The organism is Escherichia sp. WS1451 (assembly GCF_046487365.1).
Classification (GTDB): domain Bacteria; phylum Pseudomonadota; class Gammaproteobacteria; order Enterobacterales; family Enterobacteriaceae; genus Escherichia; species Escherichia coli.
In genome coordinates this window covers 1-916 of record NZ_JBJQJP010000071.1, presented here as the reverse complement: position 1 = coordinate 916, position 916 = coordinate 1, and the positions used below count along the sequence as shown (strand labels likewise).

The 916-nt window shown below is 61.8% G+C and carries 1 protein-coding gene; it reads left to right on the top strand.

What is annotated here, in order from left to right:
* A partial coding sequence (intI1, locus tag ACJHX7_RS26180) for a class 1 integron integrase IntI1 (RefSeq protein WP_129950480.1) occupies positions 1-916 on the top strand: 916 nt, incomplete at both ends.

Below are 916 nucleotides of genomic sequence, written 5' to 3'. Positions count from 1 at the left end.
TTACGAACCGAACAGGCTTATGTCCACTGGGTTCGTGCCTTCATCCGTTTCCACGGTGTGCGTCACCCGGCAACCTTGGGCAGCAGCGAAGTCGAGGCATTTCTGTCCTGGCTGGCGAACGAGCGCAAGGTTTCGGTCTCCACGCATCGTCAGGCATTGGCGGCCTTGCTGTTCTTCTACGGCAAGGTGCTGTGCACGGATCTGCCCTGGCTTCAGGAGATCGGAAGACCTCGGCCGTCGCGGCGCTTGCCGGTGGTGCTGACCCCGGATGAAGTGGTTCGCATCCTCGGTTTTCTGGAAGGCGAGCATCGTTTGTTCGCCCAGCTTCTGTATGGAACGGGCATGCGGATCAGTGAGGGTTTGCAACTGCGGGTCAAGGATCTGGATTTCGATCACGGCACGATCATCGTGCGGGAGGGCAAGGGCTCCAAGGATCGGGCCTTGATGTTACCCGAGAGCTTGGCACCCAGCCTGCGCGAGCAGCTGTCGCGTGCACGGGCATGGTGGCTGAAGGACCAGGCCGAGGGCCGCAGCGGCGTTGCGCTTCCCGACGCCCTTGAGCGGAAGTATCCGCGCGCCGGGCATTCCTGGCCGTGGTTCTGGGTTTTTGCGCAGCACACGCATTCGACCGATCCACGGAGCGGTGTCGTGCGTCGCCATCACATGTATGACCAGACCTTTCAGCGCGCCTTCAAACGTGCCGTAGAACAAGCAGGCATCACGAAGCCCGCCACACCGCACACCCTCCGCCACTCGTTCGCGACGGCCTTGCTCCGCAGCGGTTACGACATTCGAACCGTGCAGGATCTGCTCGGCCATTCCGACGTCTCTACGACGATGATTTACACGCATGTGCTGAAAGTTGGCGGTGCCGGAGTGCGCTCACCGCTTGATGCGCTGCCGCCCCTCACTAGTG